Source organism: Mesorhizobium sp. LNHC252B00 (genome assembly GCF_000502955.1).
In the GTDB taxonomy this organism is placed as follows: domain Bacteria; phylum Pseudomonadota; class Alphaproteobacteria; order Rhizobiales; family Rhizobiaceae; genus Mesorhizobium.
Window position 1 is genome coordinate 1 of sequence record NZ_AYWO01000113.1, and the last position, 549, is coordinate 549.

The following is a 549-nucleotide window of genomic DNA, read 5'->3' on the forward strand; positions in this document are numbered from 1 at the left end:
CCTCTCGGCCGTGTTGATCGCGCTCCTGGTTCTGGTGAATTGCAAGCTGCTGCTGCTGCTGCCCCGACGCCAGCAGATCGCCGGCGTCTGGATCGAGCTGTTCGCGCTGCTGATGCTGTTCTTCTATTCCTTCGACCTCTCCTTTGCCTTCATTGCCAGGAAGGTCGGCTTCCTGATCACCCAGGGCGTCACCACGACGCTTTACATTTCGGCGATCTCGATTCTGATCGCAACGACCATCGCGCTTGTCGGGGCCATCGCCAAACTGACCGGCAACGGCATCGTTTACGGGCTGGCCACCTTCTACACGTCGCTGTTTCGCGGCCTGCCGTTGCTGATGCAGATCTACATCATCTATCTCGGCCTGCCGCAGGTCGGCTATGTGATCGGCGCGGTGCCGGCCGGCATCGTGGCCCTGTCGCTGTGTTATGGCGCCTACATGACCGAGATCTTCCGCGCCGGCATCGAAAGCATCCCGCGCGGCCAAAGCGAAGGCGCCACGGCGCTCGGCCTGAGCCCCGGCCAGACCATGGCGCTGGTCATCCTGCC

1 protein-coding gene is annotated in these 549 nt (G+C 62.7%); it reads left to right on the top strand.

Annotation, left to right across the window (positions count from 1 at the left end; genetic code table 11):
- The coding region (locus tag X744_RS139685) for an ABC transporter permease subunit (protein ID WP_023763252.1) at positions 1–549 on the top strand (549 nt) is incomplete at both ends.